The organism is Achromobacter sp. UBA2119, from assembly GCF_002331005.1.
Taxonomy (GTDB): Bacteria; Pseudomonadota; Gammaproteobacteria; order Burkholderiales; family Burkholderiaceae_B; genus Achromobacter; species Achromobacter animicus.
The window spans coordinates 333,771-357,820 of sequence record NZ_DCYD01000009.1 but is presented as its reverse complement, the minus strand read 5'-3'; the positions used below and the strand labels follow the sequence as shown (position 1 = coordinate 357,820).

Here is a 24,050-nt window from a genome sequence, read left to right as displayed (position 1 = left end):
CGAAATGCTTGGGGAACACCCGTATTTCACCAGAAAGCGCGGGTGCTTGGTTGCTGCACTGCAGCGAGTGTTTGTTTTGGTTAGCTTTTAATCAAGCAAACACCAGCGCTGGATCGGTCCGATGGTCGAGGTTCGATGGACGAGAGTCAGACCTCCCAGGGCGGCGCCTGGCGGCTGCCGGCATTCAGGGATTCGCGCAGTGCGCGCGTGTCGTCCTGCCTGCCCAGGCTGTCCAGGGCGTACAGCACGATCCAGTCCGCGCTGACCTCGAAGAAATCGCGCAACCGGGCCCGGGTGTCGCTGCGGCCGAACCCGTCGGTGCCGAGCGTGCGGTAGGGCGCGGGCACGTACGCGCGGATCTGTTCGGGTACGGCGCGCACGTAATCGCTGGCGCCGATCACGGGCGCGTCGCTGCCGCCCAGGCAGGTGCGCACCCAGTCCTGATCGTCGGGCGCGTCCAGGCCCAGCACACGCGCGCGCTCAGCCTGGCGGCCGCTGCGGGCCAGCTCGGAATAGCTGGTGACGCTCCAGACCTCGGCGTCCACGCCGAATTCATCCTGCAGGCGGGTGGCGGCCATCTCGGCCTCGCGCAGCATGGGGCCGGCGGCCAGAAGGCGGACCTGCGCCTTGCCGCGCGCGGGCCGCAGCCGGTACAGGCCGCGCAGGATGCCTTCGCGCGTGGCCGGGTCCTCGGGCATGCGGGGTTGCGCCAGGTTCTCGTTCGTGACGGTCAGGTAGAAGAATTCGTCGCGTTGCTCGTCCAGCATGCGGCGCATGCCGTGTTCGACGATGACGGCGACCTCGTAGGCGTAGGCCGGGTCGTAGGCGCGGCAGTTGGGGACGGTGGCGGCCATGATGTGGCTGGAGCCGTCCTGGTGTTGCAGCCCCTCGCCGCCCAGCGTCGTGCGGCCCGACGTGGCGCCGATCAGGAAGCCCCGGGTGCGCTGGTCGGCGGCGGCCCAGATCAGGTCCCCGATGCGTTGGAATCCGAACATCGAGTAATAGATATAGAAGGGCAGCATCGGCAGGCCGTTGACCGAATAGCTGGTGCCGGCCGCGGTCCATGACGAAATCGCGCCGGCTTCGGTGATGCCTTCTTCGAGGATCTGGCCGTCGCGGGCCTCGCGGTAGTACAGCACCGATCCGATGTCCTCGGGTTCATAGAGCTGGCCTTGCGCGGAATAGATGCCGATCTGCCGGAACAGGTTGGCCATGCCGAAGGTGCGGGCTTCGTCGGCAACGATGGGCACGATGCGCGGACCCACGGTGGCGTCTTTCAGCAGCGCGGTGAGCATGCGCACGATGGCCATCGTGGACGACATTTCCTTGCCGTCTGCGGCCAGGGCGAAACGCGCCCATTGGTCTGCGTCCGGGGGCGCGAGCCGCGGGGCCTCGGCGTTGCGGCGCGGAATGTAGCCGCCCAGCGCGGCGCGGCGCGCCTGCAGGTGGCGCAGCTCGGCGCTGTCGTCGGCGGGCCGGTAGAACTTGAGCGCCAGGCAGTCGGCGTCGGAAATCGGCAGCGCGAAGCGGTCGCGGAAGGCGAGCAGCGCCTCGTCGTCCAGCTTCTTCTGCTGGTGGGTGGTCATCTTGCCCTGGCCGGCCGTCCCCATCCCGAACCCCTTCTTGGTCTGCGCGAGGATGACGGTGGGCTGGCCGCGATGGCGCGCGGCGCGGTGGTAAGCGGCGTGGATCTTCACCATGTCGTGGCCGCCCCGGCTCAGGCGGTCGATGGCTTCGTCCGACCAGTCGGCCACCAGTGCAGCCAGTTCGGGATTCTGATTGAAGAAATGGGCGCGGTTGAAGGCGCCGTCGTTGGCCGCGAAGGTCTGGAACTGGCCGTCCACGGTGTTGGCGAAGGCGCGGGCCAGTGCGCCGCCCGTGTCCCGGCGCAGCAGGGCGTCCCAGTCGCTGCCCCAGACCAGCTTGATGACGTTCCAGCCGGCACCCGCATACAGGGTTTCCAGCTCGTCGATGATGCGGCCGTTGCCGCGCACGGGACCGTCCAGGCGTTGCAGGTTGCAGTTGACGACGAAGATCAGGTTGTCGAGCTTTTCGCGCGCGGCCAGCGTGAGCGCGGCGATGGATTCGGGCTCGTCCATTTCGCCGTCGCCGAAAATGCCCCACACCTTGCGGTCGGCGCCGGGCACGAGCGAGCGGTGCTCCAGGTAGCGCATGAAGCGCGCCTGGTAGATCGCGTTGATGGGGCCGATACCCATCGAACCCGTGGGGAACTGCCAGAAGTCGGGCATCAGCCACGGGTGGGGATAGGACGACAGGCCCCGCAGGCCGCGCGTGGTGGCCGTGATCTCCTGGCGAAAGTGCGCCAGGTCATCTTCGCCCAGAAAGCCCTCCAGGAAGGCGCGCGCGTACACGCCGGGCGCAGAGTGCGGCTGCATGTAGACGATGTCGCCGGGATTGCCGTCCGAGCGCGCCCGGAAGAAATGGTTGAAGCCGACCTCGAACAGGTCGGCGGCCGACGCGTAGCTGGCGATGTGGCCGCCGAGTTCGCCATGCGCCTGGTTGGCGCGCACCACCATCGCCAGCGCGTTCCAGCGGTTGATGCGGGCGACGCGCTCTTCGACGGCCAGATTGCCGGGGAAGGGCGGTTCCTGGTCGGCGGGAATGGTGTTCAGGTAGGCGGTGCGGGTCTGGCTGTTGGCGCGCAGGCCGAGCGAGGCGGCATGGCCCAGCACGCTGTCCAGCACATAGCCGGCACGATCGGCCCCGTCCGCCTCCAGCAGGGACTGCAGCGCTTCGCGCCATTCGGCGGTTTCTGCGGGGTCGGCGTCGTCTTGGCGGGCCGACGCGGAAAGAGGCTGGCGAGGGTCGAGCATGGTAAGTCGTCTCCTGTTTTTATCCTCATCCTAGACCCATGCGCCAGGCATGAGGCATCGAAATTCCCGGGCAAATCCGGCGCTTTCAGCATAATCTTTCGCCAGGGTCCCGCGCCACGGCAGGTTCTACCGCCGCATCGTGCTTACGGCTGGTGACCACGGTGTGGACGGCCAGGCGCTAGAATTCGCGGCTATCAATAGGGAGAAACCCATGACTGAGCCCATCCGCGTTCCGCCGGAGGTCACGCTGCCGGAGCTGACGTTCCGCGGCGTCCTGCTCGGCGCGCTGATCACCGTCATCTTTACCGCCTCGAATGTGTTCCTGGGGCTGAAGGTGGGCCTGACGTTTTCGTCCGCCATCCCGGCGGCGGTCATCTCGATGTCCGTCCTTCGCATGTTCAAGGACGCCAACATCCTTGAAAACAACATGGTGCAGACGCAGGCCTCGGCGGCCGGCACGCTGTCGGCCATCATCTTCATCCTGCCGGCGCTGGTCATGATGGGCCACTGGCAGGGCTTTCCGTTCTGGCAGACGCTGGGCATCTGCGCGGCCGGCGGCATGCTGGGCGTGATGTTCACGATTCCGTTGCGTCACGTGATGGTGGTGCAGAGCAACCTGCCGTATCCCGAGGGCGTGGCGGCGGCCGAGATTCTGCGCGTCGGCAGCGCCGAGCGCGCGCAGGACGAGCCGCAGGACGCCGCGGGCGCCTCGGCCAAACCCGCCGCCACCGGCATGGGCGACATTGTCGCCGGCGGCATCGCGGCGGCCGTGGTCAGCTTTGCGGCCAACGGCCTGCGGGTCCTCGGCGACAGCGTGAGCGGCTGGTTTGCATTGGGCGGCGCGGTGTTCCGCCTGCCGATGGGCTTTTCGCTGGCGCTGCTGGGCGCGGGCTATCTGATCGGCATCGTTGCCGGGCTGGCGATGCTGACGGGCCTGGTGATTGCGTGGGGCATCGCGGTGCCCATCCTGACCGCCATGGGCGACATGCCCCCCGGCGCGACGCTGGCTTCGTACGCCACAGGCTTGTGGTCCTCGCAGGTGCGCTTCATTGGCGCGGGCGTGATCGCCGTCGGCGCGATCTGGACGCTGGCGACGCTGTTCGTGCCGATGGCGCGCGGCGTGAAAGCGTCGTTTTCGGCGCTGACCAAGGAGGGCGCCGCACGCGCCGGGGCCGCGCCGCGCACGGAGCGTGACCTGTCGGCCGGCTGGATCTCGGCGGTGACGCTGGTGCTGGTGGCGATCCTGGTCTTCACGTTCCAGGTGTTCCTGTCCGGCACGCCGCTGTCGTCGGGCGCCATCTGGAAGCTGGTGGCCTATGCGGTGCTGTTCGCGTTTGTGTTCGGTTTTCTGGTGGCGGCCGCCTGCGGCTACATGGCGGGCCTGGTGGGTTCGTCGACCAGCCCGATCTCCGGCGTGGGCATCGTCGCCATCGTGCTGGTGTCGGTGCTGATGCTGGGCGTGGGCGGCGATCTGATGGCGCTGGAAAATGGCGTGCAGATGGCGATCGCGCTGGCGATCTTCAGCACGTCGGCCGTGGTGGCGGTGGCGTCCATTTCGAACGACAACCTGCAGGACCTGAAGACCGGCTGGCTGGTGGGCGCAACGCCGTGGCGCCAGCAGGTTGCGCTGCTGATCGGCTGCGTGGTGGGCGCGGCGGTGATCTCTCCAGTGCTGGAGCTGCTGTACAACGCGTATGGTTTCGCGGACGCGATGCCGCGCGAGGGCATGGACCCGTCGCAGGCGCTGTCCGCGCCGCAGGCCACACTGATGCTGGCGATCACGCGCGGCATCTTCACCCACCAGCTCAACTGGACCATGATCCTGATCGGCATGGCCGTCGGTGTGGGCCTGATCGTGGTGGATGAAATTCTGAAGCGCACATGCAAGGTTGCGCGCATCCCCGTGCTGGCGGTGGGCATCGGCATCTACCTGCCGCCGACCGTGGCCGCGCCCATCGTGGCGGGCGCGCTGCTGGCGTGGCTGCTGGAAGGCGCCCTGCGCCGCCGCGCTGCCGCCGCCGGCCAGCCCTACGACACCTATGCCGAAGCGGCCAACCGCCGCGGCGTGCTGCTCGCTTCCGGGCTGATCGTGGGTGAGAGCCTGGTGGGCGTGCTGATGGCCGCAATCATCGGGGCAGCGGGGTCCGAGGCGCCGCTGGCGATCGTTGGCGAAGACTTCGCCGGCATGGCGTCCTATCTGGGGCTGGCCGTGTTCGTGCTGGTGGCGGTGCTGTTCTGGCGCCGGGTGATGCGGCTGGCGTAGAACAGGGTGTCAGACACCCGTGCCCGGTTGCAGCAGATCCGCCAGCGTACGCGCGATGACCTTCGTCGCGCGGCGCAGGTCTTCCAGAACGACACGTTCGTCGCTCCGCTTGGCGTGCGATTCCAGCACCGTGCGCGGGCCTGCGCCGTAGATCACGCCGGGGATGCCGGCCTCGGCGTATAACCGCACGTCGGTGTACAGCGGCGTGCCCATCGCCGGAATGGGTTCGCCGAACACGGCCTCGCCGTGTTGCTGGATGGCCTGCACCAGCGGCTGCGCGCCCGGCAGCGGGCGCATCGAATTGGCCAGCAACAGCCGCTTGATGTCCACGCGGATGCCGGGACATGACGCTGCGGTTTCCTCGATGATGCGCCGGATGCCAGCCTCGACCTCGGCGGCGTTTTCTTCGGGAATCATGCGGCGGTCCAGCTTGAAGCTGACCTTGCCCGGCACTACGTTCGTGTTGGTGCCGCCTTCGATCCGTCCCACGTTCAGGTACGGATGCGAAATGCCCGGCACCTGCGACGTGATCTTGCGATACTGCGCGTTCTGCGCATACAAGGCATTGAGCAGCGCGACGGCGCCCTGCAGGGCGTCGACGCCGCTGCTGGGAATGGCGGCGTGGGCCATCTTGCCGTGCACCGTCACCTCCATCTGCAGGCAGCCATTGTGCGCGGTGACGACCTCATAGCTGAAGCCCGCCGCGATCAAGAGGTCGGGGCGCGTCAGCCCCTGCGCCAGCAGCCAGCCGGGGCCCAGCAGGCCGCCGAATTCCTCGTCATACGTGAAGTGCAATTCCACCGCGCCGCGGGTCGGCTTGGCGATGGCTTCCAGCGCCCGCACGGCGAACGTGAAGCTGGCGAAGTCGCTCTTGCTGACCGCGGCGGCGCGGCCGTACAGGCTGCCGTTGTCGATCTCGGCGCCATAAGGATCGTGCGTCCAGCCGTCGCCGGGCGGCACCACGTCGCCGTGGGCATTTAGCGCGATGCGCGGGCCCTCATCGCCGTATTCGCGCCGCACGATGAGGTTGGTGATGGACTGCATGCCGTAGTTCTGCACGGCCTGCGCAGGCACGGGATGCGCTTCGGCCTCAAGGCCAAAGCCCTGCAGCAGTTCCGCGGTGCGCACCGCGTGCGGCGCGTTGTTGCCGGGCGGCGTGTCGGTGGGCACGCGCACCAGTTCCTGCAGGAAGCGGACTTCTTCGTCGAAATGGGCGTCAACCCAGGCGTCGAGTCGGGCGTAATCGGTCATGGCGTTATGTCGAGGTTTCGTTGGCCAGCGCATCGAGCAGGCCCAGCATGGCCTGCGCGGCAAGTTCGATGTCGTCGCTGGTGGTGGATTCGTTGGGGTTGTGGCTGATGCCGTTGTTCTGGCCGCGCACGAACAACATGGCTTGCGGCATGACCTCGTGCAGTTTCATGGCGTCGTGTCCCGCGCCGCTGGGCATGCGGTGCACGGGTACGCCCAGCGCGTCGACCGCGTGCTCCCAGCGCTGCTGCCACCGCGGATCGCTGGGCGCGGCGGCGGCGCGCATGGTTTCCTCGAGCGCATAACGCAGGCCGCGCCGCTGGCAGATGGCGGCCAGCTCGGCCAGCACGTCGTCCGCCAGCGCGTCGCGCTGCGTATCGCTGGGCGCGCGCAGGTCCAGGCTGAATCGGCACTCGCCCGGCACGACGTTGATCGACCCGTTGGGCACTTCGAACATGCCCACGGTGCCGACCGAGTCGCCATCGCGGGCGGCGCGCCGTTCGACAAACAGCGCCAGTTCGGCGGCGGCCACGGCGGCGTCGCGCCGTCGGTCCATGGGCGTCGTGCCCGCGTGGCTGGCCAGGCCCAGGATCTGCACTTGATAGCGCACGCAGCCGTTGATCGACGTGACGACGCCCAGCGGCAGCCCCAGTTCGTACAGCACGGGGCCTTGCTCGATGTGGACCTCGACAAAGCCCAGGTAGCGGGCCGGGTCGCGCCGCAGGCCGGCAATGCCGTCGATGTCCAGCCCCGCGTGCAGCATGGCGTCGCGCATGGTGATGCCGTCGGCGTCCTTCTGGTCCAGCCATTCAGGCTTGAAATCGCCGATCAGGGCGCCCGACCCCAGGAACGTCGCGCGATAGCGCTGGCCTTCTTCTTCGGCGAAGGCGATCACCTCGACGTCGAAGGGCAGCCGGCGGTTCTGGCGGTGCAGCGCGCGCACGCAGGCCATGGGCACGAAGATGCCGAGCCGACCGTCGTACTTGCCGGCGTTGCGTACCGTGTCGAAATGGCTGCCCGACATGAGGACCGGTGCGCCGGGCTGCGCGGCACGGTAACGCCCGACCACGTTGCCGACGGCATCGATGCCGACCTCGTCAAAGCCGCAGTCCTTCATCCATTGCGAGATGCGCGCGGCGCAGGCGCGGTGCGCGTCGGTCAGATAGGTGACTGTGAGTTGGCCTTTCTCGGCGTAGCCGGGATCGCTGTAGACGCTGAGCGCCTCGTGCCAGTCCCAGATGTCCTTGCCCATTCCGGCCTCGCCGACGCGCTCGCGCGGGCTCGGCTCGGCGTTCGGATCGTTCAGATTGTTGGCCATGGTCGTCCTGTTCAACGGTCGGGGGTGTAGGGGTGCGTGGCTTTCCAGTGCCGCGCGATGTCCAGCCGGCGGCAGATCCAGACACGGTCGTGGCGTGCGATGTGATCCAGAAAGCGTTGCAGGGCGACGATACGCCCGGGCCGGCCAAGCAGGCGGCAGTGCATGCCGATGCTGAGCATCTTGGGCGCCTCGCTGCCTTCGGCATAGAGCGCGTCGAAGCTGTCTTTCAGGTACTGGAAGAACGGATCGGCGTGCGAATAGCCCTGCGGCAGCGCAAAGCGCATGTCGTTGCAGTCCAGCGTGTAGGGCACGATGAGCTGCGGCGCGGTCGAGCCATCGGTCTTGCGGACCTGCATCCAGAAGGGCAGGTCGTCGCCGTAGTAATCGCTGTCGTATTCGAATCCGCCGTCGTCGGCGACCAGCCTGCGCGTGCGCGGGCTGTCGCGTCCGGTGTACCAGCCCAGCGGCCGCGCGCCGGTCAGCGTGGTGATGGCGTCGATGGCCAGCCGCATGTGCTCGCGTTCGGTGGCCTCGTCCACGTCCTGGTAATGGACCCAGCGCCAGCCGTGGCAGGCGATCTCATGGCCCAGTTCCACGAAGGCAGCCGTCAGATCGGGGTGGCGTTGCAGGGCCATGCCCACGCCGAACACCGTCAGCGGCAGTTGCCGCTTTTCGAATTCGCGCAGGATGCGCCACACGCCCGCTCGTGACCCGTATTCGTAGATGCTTTCCATGCTGAGATGCCGGTCCGGATAGCTGGCGGGGTTGAACATCTCGGACAGGAACTGCTCGGAGCCGGCGTCGCCATGCAGCACGCTGTTCTCGCCGCCTTCTTCGTAGTTCAGCACGAACTGCACGGCGATCCGCGCGTTGCCCGGCCACTGCGCGTGCGGCGGATTGCGTCCGTAGCCGACGAGGTCGCGGGGGTAGGGCAGCGTGGTGTCGTAGAGGGGCATCGGCGGGACGGCGGTGGTTGCATGGAGGAGCTGATCGGTCCTCCAGGGCAAGGGTTCGATCATGTATACAAAGTATGTACATCAAATACCAGCCGCCGGCCATCGGCGAATGCCCTACGCCGCGGTTTTCATACTGTCGCGGCGTCGCGCTCCTTGAACAATTCCTCGCCCATGAAGTCGATGAACACCCGTAGCTTGGGCGCCAGATGCTTGCTGGACGCCCACAGCAGCCGGAATGTGCCTTGGTGTTCGACATGGGCGTCCAGCACCGAAACCAGTTCCCCACGCAGCAGGGCAGGCCGCACCAGAAAATCGGGCAGGCACGCGATGCCCAGGCCTGCGACTGCCACATCCAGCAGGGCCGCGGACGTGTTGCACACCATCGACGCGGGCACTGTCCATTCGGGCATGCCTGCGTCGCGCTTCAGCGGCCACGGTTCAAGCTTGCCGGTGCTGGGAAATCGATGCTGCAGGCAGGCGTGATGCTGCAGGTCGGCCGGACCGCGCGGCGTGCCGCGGCTGGCCAGATAGCCCGGCGCGGCGACAAGCAGCAGACGATAGTTGCCGACCGGGCGCGACACCAGCCGCGAGTCCGTCGGCTCGCCCGTGCGCATCACGATGTCGAAGCCTTCGTTGATGACGTCCACCAGACGATCTGAAAAATCCACATCCAGTTCGATCACGGGATAGCGGTGCATGAACGCGGTCAACGCCGGCATGACCAGCATGCCGACGAGCGGAAGGCTGATGCGCAATCGGCCTTGCGGCGCCTGGCGGGTTTTGGAGAGTTCCAGTTCGGCGGACTCGAGTTCGCACAGGATGCGGCGGCAACGTTCCAGGAAAACGGCGCCCTCGGCGGTCAAGGTAATGCTGCGCGTGCTGCGATGGAGCAGGCGCACGCCCAGGCGTGTTTCCAGCCGGCAGACGCTCTTGCCCACGGCCGACGCCGACACGCCCAGATGGCGGGCGGCTTCGGAATAACTGCGCGTTTCGGCGGCTTGCACAAAGGCAGCAATGGCGCTGAGCGATTCGACCATGATGCAATTCAGGACAATTTGTCCGATATGTTTTGAACACCGGCATTATTGTCCCGGACTGCACTTGCCGCCAACATGGCTGCCTTCCCACGACACGTGCCGGCGTCGGGGATTTCCACCCGCCGCCGGCCAATCAAAAGGCAGAACATGGCAGGTAATCAGGCGGCGGCCTCCGGCCCCGGCGCGCGCGAGGCGCGTCTTCCCATTGCAGCACTGCTGGCCCTGGCGCTGGCCGGTTTCGTCACGATCCTGACGGAAGCCCTGCCGGCCGGCCTGTTGCCGCAGATCAGCGCGGGGCTGGCTATTTCCGAAGCGATGGCCGGACAGCTGGTGACGATCTACGCGATCGGTTCGCTGGCGGCGGCGATACCGTTGACCGCTGCGACGCGAGGCGTGCGCCGCCGCCCGTTGCTGCTGGCCGCGATCGCCGGCTTCGTCATCGCCAACACCATCACGACGGTGTCCGCCAGCTATGTGCTGACGATGGCGGCGCGTTTCGTCGCCGGCGTGTCCGCCGGGCTGCTGTGGGCGCTGGCCGCGGGCTACGCTGCGCGCATGGTGCCGGAGCATCAGAAAGGGCGGGCCATCGCCATCGCGATGGTGGGCACGCCGCTGGCGTTGTCGCTGGGCGTGCCGGCGGGCACCTTCCTGGGCAACGTGGTGGGATGGCGCTGGTGTTTCGGCATCATGAGCGCGCTGGCGCTGATCCTGATGGCATGGGTGCGCATCCAGGTGCCGGACTTTGCGGGCCAGGCTGCGGGCAAGCGCGCGCCGCTGCGCCGCGTCTTCACCCTGCCGGGCGTGCGCGCGGTGCTGTTCGCGTTGTCGGCATTGGTCCTGGGCATCAGCGGCAATGATCCGGCCGTGGTGACCACGGCGGTGGCGGCATGGGGCCTGGCGTTTGGCGGGGCGCCGACGCTGTTCCAGACTGCACTGGCCAAGACCGCGGGCGAGTCGGCCGATGTGGCGCAGTCGATGCTGGTCACGGCCTGGAATCTGGCGATCGCGGGCGGCGGTGTCATCGGCGGCCTCCTGCTCGAAGGCGTGGGCGTCGCCGCCTTTGCGCCCGCGCTGGTGCTGTTGCTGGCGGCGACGCTGATCGTGGCGGCAGCGGCGCGCCGCCATGGGTTTCCCATGGCGGGCGGGCAGGGCTGCAATGTCAACGCAAGTCCCCGCAAGGCCACCCCGTGACGCCGAATCCGCCGCTATCCGTTGCGGTAGAGAAAGCTGTAGGCGTTGATCGCCGGCACCCCTCCCAGGTGCGCATACAGGACCTTCGAGCCGGCGGGAATCTCGCCTTTGCGGATGATGTCCATCATTCCCTGCATGGATTTTCCTTCGTACACGGGATCGGTCATCATGCCTTCCAGCCGAGCGCACGTGCGGATGGCATCGTTGGTTTCGGCTGAGGGCAGGCCATACGCGGGATAGGCGTAGCGCGTGTCGAGCACCACGTCCTTGTCTTCGATGGGCTTGTCCAAGCCGACGAGGTCGGCGGTGCGCCGCGCGATGCGCAGGACCTGCGCGCGGGTTTGGTCCGGCGTGGCGGATGCATCGATGCCGATGACGCGATCGGCGCGGCCGTCGGCCGCAAACCCCACCACCATGCCGGCCTGCGTGCTGCCCGTGACCGCGCAGACGACGATGTAGTCGAACTTGAATCCCAGCTCGGCTTCCTGACGGCGCACTTCTTCGGCAAAGCCCACGTAGCCCAGCCCGCCTAATTCGTGATCGGACGCGCCCGCCGGAATCGCATAGGGCTTGCCGCCGCGGCGTTTCACTTCTTCCAGCGCCTCTTCCCAACTGCGGCGAAAGCCGATGTCAAAGCCCTGATCGACCAGCCGCACGTCCGCACCCATGAGGCGGCTCATCATGATGTTGCCGACGCGGTCGTAGACCGCATCGGAATAGTCCACCCAGTTCTCCTGGACCAGCACGCAGGCCAACCCCAGTTTGGCGGCCACCGCCGCGACCATCCGCGTGTGATTGGACTGGATGCCGCCAATCGTGACGAGCGTGTCGCAGCCTTGTTCCAGCGCCTGCGGAATCAGGTATTCGAGCTTGCGCAGCTTGTTGCCGCCGAAGGCGAGGCCGCTGTTGCAGTCCTCACGCTTGGCGTAGATCTCGACCTTGCCGCCCAGATGCTGCGACAAGCGCTCCAGCTTTTCGATCGGGGTATCGCCAAAGGTCAGGCGATGACGGGGAAAACGTTGCAGATCCATGGTGGCTCCTGGTGATTCGGGCGGGCCCGGCGTTGCGGCGGGATTCGCAAAAATCATAGAAATCATGGGGTTGAGGGGTCAATTGCGTATTTTTTAATTCCGCCAAATCGAAAGGTCGTTATCTGCGATTAATGGATCTAATATTTCCAAAATAAAAATCCAGGCGAAATTTAATTTTCAGGGACGCAACCAATGACCGCCGTTTTCTCGCTGGACCGCATCGACCGCCAGATCCTGCGCATTCTTCAGGACGATGCGCAGATCACCAATCTGGACTTGAGCGCCCGGGTGCATCTGAGCCCGGCAGCGTGCCTGCGGCGGGTGGAAAGGCTAAAGAGCGAAGGCGTCATCCGAAAGACGGTCGCGTTGCTGGAACCGGCGGACGTCGACATGGCCACGCTGGTCATCGTTGGTGTGGTGCTGGATCGCTCGACGCCCGATTCCTTTACGGACTTCGAGGAAGCGGCCAAGGGCATCAGCGGTTGCCTGGAATGCCATCTGGTGGCGGGCGAATTCGACTATTTCCTGATGTTGCGTATCCGCGACCTGGAACGCTTCAACAAGCTGCATGCGGGCGAGATCATCAAGCTGCCCGGCGTACGCCAGATTCGTACTTTTTTCGTGCTCAAAGAGATCATGTCGACCACCGCGCTGCCCGTTTGACGACGCGTAAACGCAACACTCATCTTTTCTGTTATTTGAAATGACGCGCTGCCGCATTTTGGATTGACAGATTTTGGTGGCGCGTAGACGGCGGATTGGAAGGGGTTGGACGGACATTCCGTTGCCGCATGACAGCATTCCGAAAGGCCTTTTGCGTCACAGAAATGCAGGAAGACGCCCATAAACTCAAAGGGTTATACTTCTCGACCATAGGCTTTCAAGGCTTGTACGCGCCTTCTGCCCCTGCTATCCGCCTAACGGGAAGCCCGTGTCGCGGAAGGTTTTCCTGCATCGTCTCGAGTGAAGCACTCGTAAAGGTGAAGCGATATGTCTTCGGAAATAGAATCTCTATCCACGTCTTACCTCTTTGGGGGTAATGCCCCGTATGTCGAGGAGCTTTACGAAGCCTACCTCGATAACCCCGGTTCGGTACCTGACAACTGGCGCGAATATTTCGACCAATTGCAGCACGCTCCCGCAACCGACGGCCAGGAATCCACTCGCGACCAGGCCCATGCTCCCATCGTCGAATCGTTCGCCCAGCGCGCCAAGGCCAATGCGTTCGTGCAACGCGCCGCAGAACCCGACCTGAGCGTGGCCAGCAAGCAGGTTTCGGTGCAATCGCTGATTGCCGCCTACCGCTCGCTGGGCTCGCGCTGGGCCGACCTCGATCCGCTCAAGCGCCAGGAACGTCCGCCGATCCCGGAACTCGATCCCGCCTTCTATGGGCTGACCGAAGCCGATCTGGACCAGACGTACTCGGCCACCAACACCTACTTCACGACCGCCAGCACGATGACGCTGCGCGACATCCTGAAGGCGCTGCGCGACACCTACTGCCGCAGCATCGGTGCAGAATTCACCCACATCTCCGACCCCGCCGCCAAGCGCTGGATCCAGGAACGCCTGGAAACCACGCTGGGCGCGCCCACGTACACCGCGGAAGAAAAGCGCCATATCCTTCAGCAGCTGACTGAGTCCGAAGGCCTGGAACGCTTCCTGCACACCAAGTACGTCGGCCAGAAGCGCTTCTCACTGGAAGGCGGCGAAAGCTTCATCGCCTCGATGGACGAAGTGGTCAATCACGCCGGTGAAAACGGCGTCCAGGAAATCGTGGTCGGCATGGCCCACCGCGGCCGCCTGAACCTGCTCGTGAACATCATGGGCAAGATGCCCGGCGACCTGTTCGCCGAGTTCGAAGGCAAGCACGCCGAAGGCCTGACCGACGGCGACGTGAAGTACCACAACGGCTTCTCGAGCGACCTGTCTACGCGCGGCGGCCCCGTCCACCTGTCGCTGGCGTTCAACCCGTCGCACCTTGAAATCGTCAACCCCGTCGTCGAAGGCAGCGCACGCGCCCGCCAGGAACGCCGCGGCGATGCCGAAGGCAAGCAAGTGCTGCCGGTGCTGGTGCACGGCGACGCGGCCTTTGCCGGCCAGGGCGTCGTGATGGAAACCCTGAACCTGGCGCAGACGCGCGGCTACGGTACGGGCGGCACGCTGCACATCGTCATCAACAACCAGATCGGCTTCACCACGTCCGACCCGCGTGACTCGCGTTCGACGCTGTATTGCACCGACGTGGTCAAGATGATCGAAGCCCCGGTGTTCCACGTCAACGGCGACGATCCCGAAGCCGTGGTGTTCGTCACCAAGCTGGCGCTGGACTACCGTCTGCAGTTCCGCCACGACGTCGTCGTGGACATCGTCTGCTTCCGCAAGCTGGGCCACAACGAGCAGGACACCCCGTCGCTGACGCAGCCCCTGATGTACAAGCGCATCGGCCACCACCCCGGCACGCGCAAGCTGTACGCTGACAAGCTGACCACGCAAGGCGTGCTGGCCGACGGCGAAGCCGATCAGCTGGTCAAGGACTACCGCCAGCTCATGGAAGACGGCCAGCGCACCATCGAACCGGTGCTGACCGACTACAAGAGCAAGTACGCCATCGACTGGTCGCCGTTCCTGGGCGCCAAGTGGACCGACCAGGCCGACACCGCCGTGCCGCTGGCTGAACTCAAGCGCATCGGCGAACGCATCACCACCGTGCCGGAAGGCTTCACGGTGCACCCGCTGGTCGCCAAGCTGCTGAACGACCGCCGCACCATGGCCAAGGGCGAAATGAACCTGGATTGGGGCATGGGCGAACACCTCGCCTTCGCGACCCTGGTGTCCTCGGGCTACGCCATCCGCATCACCGGCCAGGATTCGGGCCGTGGCACGTTCACGCACCGCCACGCCGTGCTGCACGACCAGAACCGCGAACGCTGGAACGACGGCACCTACATCCCGCTGCAGAACGTGTCGGAAGGCCAGGCGCCGTTCACCGTCATCGACTCCGTGCTGTCCGAAGAGGCGGTGCTGGGCTTTGAATACGGTTACTCCAGCGCCGAACCCAACACGCTGGTCATCTGGGAAGGCCAGTTCGGCGACTTCGTCAACGGCGCCCAGGTCGTGATCGACCAGTTCATCAGCTCCGGCGAAGCCAAGTGGGGCCGCCAGTCGGGCCTGACGCTGATGCTGCCGCACGGCTACGAAGGCCAGGGTCCCGAGCACTCGTCGGGCCGCATCGAGCGCTTCCTGCAGCTGTGCGCCGACAACAACATGCAAGTGATTCAGCCGACCTCGGCTTCGCAGATCTTCCACGTTCTGCGCCGCCAGATGATCCGCCCGTTCCGCAAGCCGCTGGTGTTGTTCACGCCGAAGTCGCTGCTGCGCAACAAGGACGCCGGTTCGCCCCTGACCGATCTGGCCGGCGGCAGCTTCCGCCCGGTCATCGGCGAGGTCGACGAGGCCATCGACGCCAGCAAGGTCAAGCGCGTGCTGGCTTGCTCGGGCAAGGTGTACTACGACCTGGTCAACGCCCGCCGCGAGCGTGGCGCCGACAACGTCGCCATCATCCGCGTCGAGCAGCTGTATCCGTTTGCGCACAAGTCGTTCGAAGCCGAACTGCGCAAGTACTCCAAGGCGACCGAAGTGATCTGGGTGCAAGACGAACCCCAGAACCAAGGCCCCTGGTTCTACGTTCAGCATCACGTGTACGAGAACATGGTCGAAGGCCAGAAGCTTGGCTACGCAGGCCGTGCCGCGTCGGCATCGCCGGCCGTGGGCTACCTGGCCAAGCACCAGGAGCAGCAGAAGGCCCTGATCGAAACGGCCTTCGCGCCCAAGTTCAAGGTCATGTTGACGAAGTAACCTTTACTTGATGCACGCGCCGCGGGCGGCAAGCGTTCCGGAACCCCGTTTCGAACCTTGCCGCGCCGCGTGACAAGAACACACTCTCTACGGAATAAACAAAATGGCTATTACCGACGTCGTCGTTCCCCAACTTTCCGAATCCGTTTCCGAAGCGACCCTGCTGACCTGGAAGAAGCAGCCGGGCGCTGCCGTTGAAGCCGACGAAATCCTGATCGAAGTCGAAACCGACAAGGTCGTGCTGGAAGTGCCGGCCCCCGCCTCGGGCGTGCTGGCCGAAATCGTCAAGGGCGATGGCAGCACCGTGACCTCGGGCGAAGTGCTGGCCCGCATCGACACCGCCGCCAAGGCTGGCGCCGCCGCCACCGCGCCGGCTGAAGCCCCCAAGGCCGCCGAGCAAGCCGCTGCTGCTCCCGCGCCCGCCGCTGCCGCACCGGCCTCGACGGCCGCCGCCGGCGTCGCTTCGCCCGCCGCCTCGAAGATCCTGGCCGAGAAGGGCGTTGACGCCGCTTCCGTGGCGGGTTCGGGCCGTGATGGCCGCGTGACCAAGGGCGACGCCCTGGCCGCCAGCGCCGCTCCCGCCAAGGCCGCACCGGCCAAGGCCGCCGCCGCGCCCGCCCCGACCACGCTGTCGCTGGATGGCCGTCCGGAACAGCGCGTGCCGATGAGCCGCCTGCGTGCCCGCATCGCCGAGCGCCTGCTGCAATCGCAGCAAGAAAACGCCATCCTGACGACGTTCAACGAAGTCAACATGCAGGCCGTGATCGACCTGCGCGCCAAGTACAAGGACAAGTTCGAAAAGGAACACGGCATCAAGCTGGGCTTCATGTCGTTCTTCGTCAAGGCCGCCGTTGCCGCGCTGAAGAAGTACCCGCTGATCAACGCCTCGATCGACGGCAAGGACATCATCTACCACGGCTACTTCGACATCGGTATCGCTGTCGGCAGCCCGCGTGGCCTGGTGGTGCCGATCCTGCGCAACGCCGACCAGCTGTCCATCGCCGACATCGAAAAGACCATCGCCGACTTCGGCCGCCGCGCTGCTGACGGCAAGCTGGGCATTGAAGAAATGACCGGCGGCACGTTCTCGATCTCCAACGGTGGCGTGTTCGGCTCGATGCTGTCGACCCCGATCATCAACCCGCCGCAATCGGCCATCCTGGGCGTGCACGCCACCAAGGATCGCGCCGTCGTCGAAAACGGCCAGATCGTCATCCGCCCGATGAACTACCTGGCCCTGTCCTACGACCACCGCATCATCGACGGCCGCGAAGCCGTGCTGGGCCTGGTCGCCATGAAGGACGCCCTGGAAGATCCGCAGCGCCTGTTGCTGGACCTGTAATCTCGACGCCCCTGACCGGCGCCGCGCCCGACCTGCTGGTCGCGCGGCGCCCGGGCCGGCTCCCCGCCGGCCCGCAGCCCGACTGCGCTGGGCAGGAAGTGCGCTTCTTCATCCCTCATTCGCGAGAACACTATGTCCAAACAATTTGACGTCGTCGTGATCGGCGCAGGCCCCGGCGGCTACATCGCCGCCATCCGCGCCGCACAGCTCGGCATGTCGGTCGCTTGCATCGACGCCTGGCAGAATGGCCAAGGCGGCCCGGCTCCCGGCGGCACCTGCACCAACGTCGGCTGCATCCCGTCCAAGGCGCTGCTGCAATCGTCCGAACACTTCGAACAAGCCAACCACCACTTCGCCGAGCACGGCATCGAAGTCAAGGGCGTCAGCCTGAAGCTCGACACGCTGATCGGCCGCAAGAACACGGTGGTCAAGCAGAACAACGACGGCATCCTGTACCTGTTCAAGAAGAACAAGGTCACGTTCTTCCACGGCAAGGGCGCGTTCAGCGGCCAGGTGGAAGGCGGCTGGGCCATCAAGGTCACCGGCACCGCCGAGGAAGACCTGGTTGCCAAGCACGTCGTGGTCGCCACCGGCTCGTCGGCGCGTGAACTGCCCGGCCTGCCGTTCGACGAAAAGGTCGTGCTGTCCAACGACGGCGCACTGAACATCGGCGCCGTGCCCAAGACGCTGGGCGTCATCGGCGCCGGCGTGATCGGCCTGGAAATGGGCAGCGTGTGGCGCCGCCTGGGTTCCGAAGTCACGATCCTGGAAGCGATGCCGGAATTCCTGGCCGCCGCCGACGGGCAAGTGGCCAAGGAAGCCCTCAAGGCTTTCACCAAGCAAGGCCTGAACATCCAGATGGGCGTCAAGATCGGTGAGATCAAGGCGACCGCCAAGTCGGTGACCGTGCCTTACGTCGACGCCAAGGGCGCCGAGCAGAAGCTGGTCGTGGACAAGCTGATCGTCTCGATCGGCCGCGTGCCCTACACCGGCGGCCTGAACGCCGACGCCGTGGGCCTGAAGCTGGACGAGCGCGGCTTCGTGGCCGTCGACGGCGACTGCAAGACCAACCTGCCGAACGTCTGGGCAGTTGGCGACGTGGTGCGTGGCCCGATGCTGGCGCACAAGGCCGAAGAAGAAGGCGTGGCGGTTGCCGAGCGTATCGCCGGCCAACACGGTCACGTCAACTTCGACACCGTGCCGTGGGTCATCTACACTTCGCCGGAAATCGCCTGGGTCGGCAAGACCGAGCAGCAGCTCAAGGCCGAAGGCCGCGAGTACAAGGCCGGCAGCTTCCCGTTCCTGGCCAACGGCCGCGCCCGCGCGCTGGGTGACACCACCGGCTTTGCCAAGGTGATCGCCGATGCCAAGACCGACGAAGTCCTGGGCGTGCACATCGTGGGCCCGATGGCCTCGGAACTGATCTCGGAAGCCGTGACCATCATGGAATTCCGCGGCGCCGCCGAAGACATCGCCCGCATCTGCCACGCGCACCCGACCCTGTCGGAAGCCGTGAAGGAAGCCGCTCTGGCCGTGGACAAGCGCGCGCTGAACTTCTAAGCCGCGTCTGACTTCTGCAAGACCGGGGGCGGGTTCCAGGACCCGCCCTTTTCTTTACTCCCTTCAGCTTGATCCGGTTCCCCTATGAACGTCAGCGACTACTACGAACACGCATTGGCCGAACGCGGCTACAAGCCCGACGACGCGCAGAAGAAGGCGATCGACCGCTTGCAGCGCTATTACGACGAATGGGTCAAGTTCAAGTCGATGCGCTCGAATGCGCTGAAAAAGCTGCTGAACCGTCCCGACGTGCCGCGCGGCGTGTACCTCTGGGGCGGCGTGGGCCGCGGCAAGAGCTTCCTGATGGACGCCTTCTATGCCACCGTGCCCGTCGTGCGCAAGACGCGTCTGCACTTTCACGAGTTCATGCGCGGCGTGCACCGCGAACTCGAGGAAGTGAAGGGCATGCAGGATCCGCTGGACGAGGTCGCCAAGCGCGTGGCCAAGCGTTACCGGCTGATCTGCTTTGACGAATTCCACGTGTCCGATGTGGCGGACGCGATGATCCTGCACCGCCTGCTGCTCAAGCTGTTCGAATACGGCACGTCCTTCGTGATGACGTCCAACTACGAACCGTCCACGCTGTACACCGATGGTCTGCACCGCGACCGCGTGCTGCCCGCCATCGCGCTGATCCAGTCGCGCATGGATGTCATGAACGTGGATGCGGGTATTGATTACCGCCGCCGCTCGCTGGAGCAGGTGCAGAGCTATCACACGCCGCTGGACGAGAACGCGCAGAAGGCGCTGCAGGCGGCCTTCGATGCGCTGGCCGACACGCCGCCGCAGGATCCGGTGCTGCACATCGAGCACCGCGAGATCCGCGCGCTGGCGTTGGGCGGCTCGGTCGTGTGGTTCGACTTTGCCACGCTGTGCGGCGGTCCGCGTTCGCAGAACGACTACCTGGAACTGGCCAACCGCTTCCACGCCGTGATCCTGTCGGGCGTGCCGCGCATGGGGCCGCGCCAGGCGTCCGAGGCGCGCCGCTTTACGTGGCTGATCGACGTGTTCTACGACCACCGCGTCAAGCTCATCATGTCGGCCGAATGCGAACCTGAAGAGATCTACACGGAAGGCGCGCTGGCCAACGAGTTCCACCGGACGGTGTCGCGAATTCTGGAAATGCAGTCGCGCGAATACCTGGAATCCGAACGCCGGTTGGCCGTGACGTTGTAGTAAAGCCTCATCCGGTCCTCATTTCGAGGGCCGGGTGGGTGCAATCATTGTTAATGCAAGTCATTATCAATTAAGATTTTGGGACTTTTGGTTCAGCGCCGCAGTCTCAACCGTGTCTTCCACCTTGCTTTCCTCATCGGCCCCGTGCGTCGACGCCCAGGTCGCGCCTGTCGATGGCCTGTATCGCGATCACCGCCCGTGGCTGTTCGGGTGGCTGCGCCGCAAGCTGGGTTGCGAACACCGCGCGGAAGACCTGGCCCAGGACGTCTTTGTCCGGGTGATCCAGGGCCGCAAGCAGGTGCGCGCCAGCGAGGCGCGCGCGCTTCTCACCACCATTGCAAAAGGCCTGGTGGTCGATCACCAGCGGCATGCCGCGCTGGAGCATGCGTATCTGGCCTATCTGGCCACCGTTCCCGAATCCTATGCGCCATCGCCCGAGGCGCAGGCCGAGCAACTGCAGGCGCTGGTTCAGCTGGATCGCCTGCTGGACGGGCTGCCGCCCAAAGCCCGCGCGGCCTTCCTCTTGTCGCAGCTGGATGGCCTGACGTATCCCGAGATCGCCGACCGCCTCGATGTGTCGTTGAGTTCGGTGCAGCAGTACATGGTGCGCGCAATGTCCGCCTGCTATGCGGCGATCCATGCCTGACGCGGCCAACGGCGCGCCTGTGGACGCCCGCCCGTCCGATGCCGTGGTGCGCGAGGCCATTGCGTGGTGGGCGCGCCTGCAATCGGGCATTGACGATGCGCGCGACCACGAATCTTGCCGGGCCTGGTTGGCCCAGGACCCCGCGCACCGCGTGGCGTGGGATCGGCTGCAGGACATCGGCCGCAATGCGCGCCGCGTGCCGGCGGCCCTGGCGCACACGGCGCTGAATGCGCCTGCCTCGCACGGCCGGCGCGCCGCGCTGCGCTGTCTGCTGGCCGGCGCGGGCATCGCTGCCACCGGGTGGGCGGGCTACCGCCATGCCCCGTGGCAACGGCTGGTCGCCGACTACAGCACGGGCGTGGGCGAGCGCCGTGCGCTGGCGCTGGCGGACGGGCTGCGCGTCACGCTGAACAGCGATACCGCGGTGCGCGTCAACGTCAGCGGCAGCGCGCGCGACATCGACCTCCTGCGTGGCGAGATGCTGGTGCAGGCCGAGCCGCGCCCCGGCGTGCAGGCGCTGCGCGTGGATACCGGCTACGGCGAACTGCGGGCCGAGCGCGCGCGGTTTGACCTGCGGCGCACGGCGGACGGTTCGCGCGTGGGTGTGTATGAAGGCAGCATCGCGCTGCTGCGCCAGGGCGTGCTGACGCAACTGAGCGCTGGCGAACGGCTTGCCTACGCCGACGACGGCGAGGTCCGCCGCGGCGCGTCGGACCCGGATCGCCTGGCGTGGGTGGATGGGATGGTGGTGGCCAAGGAGTGGCGGCTGGACGATTTTGCCGAGCACCTGGCACGCCAGCGGGTGGGCGTGATCCGCGTTGATCCCGCGGTGGCGGCATTGCGGCTGTCGGGCGTGTTTCCGCTGGACGACGCCGAGCGCGCGCTCAAGGCGCTGGAACACACATTGCCCATCGCGGTGACGCGCCGCACGCAGTACTGGCTGCAGGTTGGCCCCAGCGGCGCCTGAGTTACAAATTTTCTTGCCGGCGCATTGCAGGTTTTGCATCCCCGTACGGAAAGCAGAAAGAAACCACCGTACAGGGAGATGTTTGTGTCCGCTTCAATCCACCCGCGCCTGCGCACACCGATGACCGCCGGCCGTAAAGCTGTGCTGGCCGCGACCTGCGCCGGGGCGCTGTTTGCCGGTGCGCCGGCGGCTTGGGCGCAGCCGGCGCCTGCCGCAGGTGCGCAAGCCGCCGCCAATGGCCAGCGCAGCTACCAGATTCCCGCAGGGCCGCTGGCCGACGCGCTGACCCAGTTCGCGCGCAGCGCCGGGGTGGTGCTGTCGTTCGACCCGGCGCTGGTGCGCGGCCGGCGTTCGGACGGGTTGAATGGTTCTTACACGGTGGGCGCGGGTTTCTCGCGCATCCTGGCGGGCAGCGGCCTGCAGGCGCGCGCGCAGTCGGGCAACACCTGGACGCTGGCGCCCGCGCCGGTCTCCACGGGCGACACGCACACGCTCGCGCCGGTGACGGTGACGGGCATGTCGGACAGCGCCTTTGCGCCCACGGTGGGCTATGTGGCCACCGCCAGCGCCAGCGCCACCAAGACCGACATCCCGTTGATCGAGACGCCGCAGTCGGTGTCCGTGGTCACGCGCGAACAGATCACCGAGCAGGGCGCGCAGACGCTGAACCAGGTGCTGCGCTACACGGCGGGCGTTGCCACCGAGTCCCGCGGCGCCACGGCGACCCGCCTGGACCAGTTCAACGTGCGCGGGTTCTCGGCGTCCACCTATCTGGATGGGCTGCGTGTGTTCGGCGGCCGCGATGCGCTGCCGCAGGTCGACGCCTTCCGCCTCGAGCGCGTCGACGTCCTGAAGGGCCCGGCGTCGGTGATGTACGGGCAGGGCGGCCCGGGCGGCGTGGTGAACCAGGTCAGCAAGCGTCCGCTGGAAGAGCCGCTGCGCGAAGTGGAGCTGCAGGTCGGCAACTACGACTTCCGCCGCGCCAACTTCGACTTCGGCGGCCCCATCGACGAAGAGGGCAAATACCTGTACCGCCTGGTGGGCTCGGGCTACATGTCTGACGGCCAGGTTCAGGACACCAAGGAGCGCCGCTACTTTGTGTCGCCGGCGTTCGCGTACAAGCCCAATGCGGACACGTCGCTGACCATCCTGACCAACTTCCAGCACGATCCCGACATGGGCTCGTACGGCGCCGTGCCGGCGATGCGCACGCTGCTGCGCGCGCCCGACGGTTTCCGCCTGCCGGCCGATTACTATGATGGCGACGCCAATTTCGAAAAGAGCGACCGCAAGAGCTATTCGCTGGGCTACATCCTGGACCATCGCTTCAACGACACCTTCAAGGCGTCGCAAAGCCTGCGCTGGACGCATTCGGACGCCAAGTACCGCAGCGTCTATGGCGCGATGACCAACTACTACGGATACACCGACCCGACCTACCTGTATCACCAGCGCGCCTCCATCGCGACGGACGTGGACGTTGGCGCGCTGACGATCGACAACAACCTGGAGGCGCGGTTCAACACGGGCAAGATCGGCCACAACGTGCTGGTGGGCTTTGACTATCAGCACGTCAAGACCGACACGCTGTCGGGCTTTGGCTCGGCGCCCCCGCTGTACGTGAAGAACCCGGACAACTTCCAGAACATTCCGGTGCCGGCGTTCTCCAGCGACGCGTCCACCACGCAGTACCAGACGGGCGTGTACTTTCAGGACCAGATCAAGATCGACCGTCTGTCGTTCCTCTTGGGCGGGCGCTACGACTGGTCGCGCAACGTGGGTGAAACGACCGCCATCGCTTCCGGCCGTGTCACCCCGTCCAAGCTGAACGCAGAAGCCTTTTCGGGCCGGATCGGCGCCATCTACAACTTCGACAATGGCGTGGCGCCGTACTTCAGCTATTCGGAATCCTTCGAGCCGCAGTCGGGCACGGGCTGGAACAACACGCCGTTCAAGCCAATCGAAGGCAAGCAGTACGAGGTGGGCATCAAGTACCAGCCGCCGGGTTCGGCCACGTTGCTGACGTTCGCGGCGTTCGACATCCGCCGCGAGAACATGACGACCACCGATCCGGATCCGACGCACGTGTGCGGCACGGCCGGCGGCCGCTGCTCGATCCAGGCGGGCGAGCTGCGCACGCAGGGCATCGAGCTCGAAGCCAAGACCGAGCCGATGCGCGGACTGTCGCTGATTGCCGCGTACTCGATCATGAATAACGAGTACACCAAGGCCTACCCGAATGCGGCCGGCTTCGACCTGACCGGCAAGACCCCGGCCGCGCTGCCGTCGCAGCAGGCGTCGGCGTGGGCGCGCTACCAGCTTCAGGAAGGGCCGCTGGCCGGCCTGGGCGTTGGCGGCGGCGTGCGCTACATCGGATCGTCGTACGCCAACGAGGCCAACACGCTGAAGGTGCCGAAGGTCACGCTGGTGGACCTGATGCTGGACTACGACCTGGGCCGCGCCTCGCCCGCGCTCAAGGGCATGCAGGTGGCGCTGAACGTGCAGAACCTGTTCGACAAGGAGTACATCGCGTCGTGCTCCGGCGAATCGTGGTGCTGGTTCGGCTACCAACGCTCCATCAAGGCCAGCTTGCGGTATCGCTGGTAAGCAGCGCCAAAAGGCG

The 24,050-nt window shown here is 66.1% G+C and carries 15 protein-coding genes and 1 pseudogene; 10 read left to right on the top strand and 6 right to left on the bottom strand.

Annotated features, from left to right (window positions below):
• Positions 1–146: 146 nt before the first annotated feature.
• The gene (gene mdeB, locus B3098_RS06850; protein ID WP_286893312.1) at positions 147–2,834 is read right to left on the bottom strand and encodes an alpha-ketoglutarate dehydrogenase; all 2,688 of its coding nucleotides are present in this window, start codon (positions 2,832–2,834) and stop codon (positions 147–149) included.
• A gap of 211 nt (positions 2,835–3,045) precedes the next feature.
• On the opposite strand from mdeB, the gene B3098_RS06845 reads away from it, so the two are divergent.
• Positions 3,046–5,097 (top strand): OPT family oligopeptide transporter, encoded by a 2,052-nt coding sequence (locus tag B3098_RS06845; RefSeq protein WP_286893310.1) that lies wholly within the window; start codon positions 3,046–3,048, stop codon positions 5,095–5,097.
• Between the two features lie 9 nt (positions 5,098–5,106).
• Here the strand turns inward: B3098_RS06845 and B3098_RS06840 are convergent, their stop codons facing one another.
• The 4 genes and pseudogenes from B3098_RS06840 to B3098_RS06825 form a co-directional block, all read right to left on the bottom strand.
• Positions 5,107–6,348 (bottom strand): M20 family metallopeptidase, encoded by a 1,242-nt coding sequence (locus B3098_RS06840; RefSeq protein WP_286893308.1) that lies wholly within the window; start codon positions 6,346–6,348, stop codon positions 5,107–5,109.
• Between the two features lie 4 nt (positions 6,349–6,352).
• Positions 6,353–7,594 (bottom strand): annotated as a pseudogene (locus tag B3098_RS06835) (hydantoinase/carbamoylase family amidase); the annotation flags it as partial.
• A gap of 80 nt (positions 7,595–7,674) precedes the next feature.
• Positions 7,675–8,619 carry an allantoinase PuuE gene (gene puuE, locus B3098_RS06830; RefSeq protein WP_286893305.1) on the bottom strand — a complete coding sequence of 315 codons (945 nt, stop codon included), beginning with the start codon at positions 8,617–8,619 and terminating at the stop codon, positions 7,675–7,677.
• A gap of 128 nt (positions 8,620–8,747) precedes the next feature.
• The gene (locus B3098_RS06825; protein WP_286893303.1) at positions 8,748–9,656 is read right to left on the bottom strand and encodes a LysR family transcriptional regulator; all 909 of its coding nucleotides are present in this window, start codon (positions 9,654–9,656) and stop codon (positions 8,748–8,750) included.
• Positions 9,657–9,803: 147 nt separating this feature from the next.
• On the opposite strand from B3098_RS06825, the gene B3098_RS06820 reads away from it, so the two are divergent.
• Positions 9,804–10,847 (top strand): MFS transporter, encoded by a 1,044-nt coding sequence (locus B3098_RS06820; RefSeq protein ID WP_286893300.1) that lies wholly within the window; start codon positions 9,804–9,806, stop codon positions 10,845–10,847.
• Positions 10,848–10,861: 14 nt separating this feature from the next.
• On the opposite strand, the gene B3098_RS06815 is transcribed toward B3098_RS06820, so the two are convergent.
• Complete coding sequence (locus tag B3098_RS06815) at positions 10,862–11,878, bottom strand: 1-aminocyclopropane-1-carboxylate deaminase (protein ID WP_279971649.1); 1,017 nt, start codon at positions 11,876–11,878, stop codon at positions 10,862–10,864.
• 192 nt (positions 11,879–12,070) lie between these two features.
• On the opposite strand from B3098_RS06815, the gene B3098_RS06810 reads away from it, so the two are divergent.
• The 8 genes from B3098_RS06810 to B3098_RS06775 all read left to right on the top strand — a co-directional run bounded on the left by B3098_RS06810 (position 12,071) and on the right by B3098_RS06775 (position 24,034).
• The gene (locus B3098_RS06810; RefSeq protein WP_191576694.1) at positions 12,071–12,541 is read left to right on the top strand and encodes an Lrp/AsnC family transcriptional regulator; all 471 of its coding nucleotides are present in this window, start codon (positions 12,071–12,073) and stop codon (positions 12,539–12,541) included.
• Positions 12,542–12,868: 327 nt separating this feature from the next.
• Entirely contained in the window at positions 12,869–15,736 is a 2,868-nt protein-coding gene (locus B3098_RS06805) for a 2-oxoglutarate dehydrogenase E1 component (RefSeq protein WP_286893295.1), read from the top strand.
• Between the two features lie 103 nt (positions 15,737–15,839).
• The gene (gene odhB / locus B3098_RS06800) at positions 15,840–17,078 is read left to right on the top strand and encodes a 2-oxoglutarate dehydrogenase complex dihydrolipoyllysine-residue succinyltransferase (protein ID WP_175122879.1); all 1,239 of its coding nucleotides are present in this window, start codon (positions 15,840–15,842) and stop codon (positions 17,076–17,078) included.
• A 132-nt stretch (positions 17,079–17,210) separates the two neighbouring features.
• Positions 17,211–18,638, top strand: a complete 1,428-nt coding sequence (lpdA, locus tag B3098_RS06795) for a dihydrolipoyl dehydrogenase (protein ID WP_056567795.1) — start codon at positions 17,211–17,213, stop codon at positions 18,636–18,638.
• 84 nt (positions 18,639–18,722) lie between these two features.
• On the top strand, positions 18,723–19,814 hold the full coding sequence (zapE, locus tag B3098_RS06790) for a cell division protein ZapE (RefSeq protein WP_105237867.1): 1,092 nt from the start codon (positions 18,723–18,725) through the stop codon (positions 19,812–19,814).
• Between the two features lie 112 nt (positions 19,815–19,926).
• Complete coding sequence (locus B3098_RS06785) at positions 19,927–20,460, top strand: sigma-70 family RNA polymerase sigma factor (RefSeq protein ID WP_279973221.1); 534 nt, start codon at positions 19,927–19,929, stop codon at positions 20,458–20,460.
• Entirely contained in the window at positions 20,453–21,427 is a 975-nt protein-coding gene (locus tag B3098_RS06780; RefSeq protein ID WP_279973219.1) for a FecR domain-containing protein, read from the top strand. The genes B3098_RS06785 and B3098_RS06780 overlap by 8 nt, the downstream gene beginning before the upstream one ends.
• Before the next feature lie 78 nt (positions 21,428–21,505).
• The gene (locus B3098_RS06775; RefSeq protein ID WP_286893291.1) at positions 21,506–24,034 is read left to right on the top strand and encodes a TonB-dependent siderophore receptor; all 2,529 of its coding nucleotides are present in this window, start codon (positions 21,506–21,508) and stop codon (positions 24,032–24,034) included.
• Positions 24,035–24,050 lie beyond the last annotated feature (16 nt).